Origin of the sequence: Pedobacter sp. ASV12 (assembly GCF_016429155.1) — a bacterium.
Classification (GTDB): Bacteria; Bacteroidota; Bacteroidia; order Sphingobacteriales; family Sphingobacteriaceae; genus Pedobacter.
The window spans coordinates 1-1,755 of sequence record NZ_JAELUC010000177.1; the positions used below are offsets into that span (position 1 = coordinate 1).

Annotated in this window: 4 protein-coding genes; 2 read left to right on the forward strand and 2 right to left on the reverse strand. The window is 49.1% G+C overall.

Annotated elements, in window-relative coordinates; genetic code table 11:
- Window positions 1-886, reverse strand: an 886-nt coding sequence (locus JHD69_RS19650) for a tetratricopeptide repeat protein (RefSeq protein WP_199142039.1), incomplete at its 3' end; no start/stop codon positions are given.
- Between the two features lie 145 nt (window positions 887-1,031).
- On the opposite strand from JHD69_RS19650, the gene JHD69_RS19655 reads away from it, so the two are divergent.
- A complete protein-coding gene (locus tag JHD69_RS19655; protein ID WP_199142040.1) occupies window positions 1,032-1,334 on the forward strand; it encodes a hypothetical protein in 303 nt (100 codons plus the stop codon).
- Between the two features lie 30 nt (window positions 1,335-1,364).
- On the opposite strand, the gene JHD69_RS19660 is transcribed toward JHD69_RS19655, so the two are convergent.
- Window positions 1,365-1,592: a sensor histidine kinase gene (locus JHD69_RS19660; RefSeq protein WP_233166085.1), complete on the reverse strand. Its 228-nt coding sequence runs from the start codon at window positions 1,590-1,592 to the stop codon at window positions 1,365-1,367.
- On the opposite strand from JHD69_RS19660, the gene JHD69_RS21385 reads away from it, so the two are divergent.
- Window positions 1,548-1,755 (forward strand): hypothetical protein (locus JHD69_RS21385; RefSeq protein ID WP_304622311.1); only part of this gene is annotated, 208 nt, incomplete at its 3' end. The genes JHD69_RS19660 and JHD69_RS21385 overlap by 45 nt on opposite strands.

The window sequence follows — 1,755 nt, forward strand, 5'->3', positions numbered from 1 at the left end:
CCCCCCCCCCCCCCCCCCCCCCCCCCCCCCCCCCCCCCCCCCCCCCCCCCCCCCCCCCCCCCCCCCCCCCCCCCCCCCCCCCCCCCCCCCCCCCCTCCACCCCCCCCCCCCCCCCCCCCCAACCCCCCATGTCGTGGTTCGTCGGCAGCGTCAGATGTGTATAAGAGACAGGGTAGTTCTTTAAAAAGAAATAGGCTTTGCCTACATCTTTCATCACGTTGGCATCGGCATCGTTTTGCAATAGTTTCTCGCCAATGGCAATTACTTCTTTGTATTTGCCCAACTGATTGGCCATAGGCAATAGGGCCTGTTGCAAGATAAAGTTACCGGTATCGGCCGTAATGGCTACTTTCAATACATGGTAAGCAGGTTCGTATTGCTTGTCGTTGCGGTAAGCCGTAGCCAGGTCATAAGCCACATCGGCATCTGTTGCATTTAAGGCATTGGCCTTTTTGAGATAGGCCAGTTTTACATCGCTGCTATCGGTAAGCCCTGCCAATTGTTTGTAGGCACTAAAATTGGTGCTGTCTATCGAAATGATCTGTGCTAAATAGCTTTTGGCCTTGGCATTGTTGCCCCTTCTTGTATTGATATTGGTAAGACTAAACAGTACAGGCAGGCTATTGGGCTGTATGGTATTAAGCTGCAAGTAGTTTTTCTCGGCATCTGGCAACCTGCCCGACATCATGTTGCAATAGGCCATTTGGCCTAATGCCTTTACGTCTTGTGTATCGCTGGGGTAGACGCTTTGCAGGTATTGGGCAGCCTCGGCATAGCGTTGGCTTTGGTAATACTCTAACAATTTCTCTTTATCGATACTAACAGTTTGGGCAGATAAACTTTTGCAAAATAGCAATACAAACAAAAAGGGAAGCCAGTTTCTCATAATCAATTATTTTAAACTAAATTATTAGTTATTTGTCTAATCTCCAAATTTTCGGAGCACAAATTGTTCAAGGGCCAAACTTTTTGGCAAGGTAATTGGTTCTATTGTGGCAAAACATATTGTTAAACCTTAATTAGAAAAGCATATGGATACCTTAAAGAAGTTTGAATTAATGGAAAAGATTGTAAGGGAATTGGAAGACTTGCAGCACTCTCAGCAGGCCATTATCCAAAAAATTGGAAAAATTGAAGTTGACAATATAGAGTTGGGTGATAAAAAACTGGAAAAAGACTTGCCAGACATGCACCAGCGGGTGGCCGACAACTTAGATACCATTGTGGATATCCTGGCCTATTTTGCCGATAAAACAACCAATTTTGGCAACAAAAACAATGTAGAGGCGCTCAAGGAGCAGCAAGCCATTAACGAAGTAACAGGTCAGAAATAACAACAAGAAGGCTCCCAAGTGGAGCCTTTTTTATTTGGAAGTGGGTAGGCTGAGGCAGAATTTGGCACCTTGGCCTTCTTGGCTGCTCACCGTAATATCGCCATCGTTACGGATCATAAAATCCTTGCATACCATCAGGCCAATGCCGGTTCCCTTTTCGTTAAAAGTGCCTCTGGTAGTAATGTTTTCATTTTTAAACAAACGCTCCAAAATATGGGCCGGAATGCCAACACCGTTATCTTGTATGCACACCAGCATGGTACCATTGCGCTGGTACGCGGCAGTGATGTGTATCTGTCTCTTATACACATCTCCGAGCCCACCGAGACAGTACTAAAAGGGGGGGGGGGGGGGGGGGGGGGGGGGGGGGGGGGGGGGGGGGGGGGGGGGGGGGGGGGGGGGGGGGGGGGGGGGGGGGGGG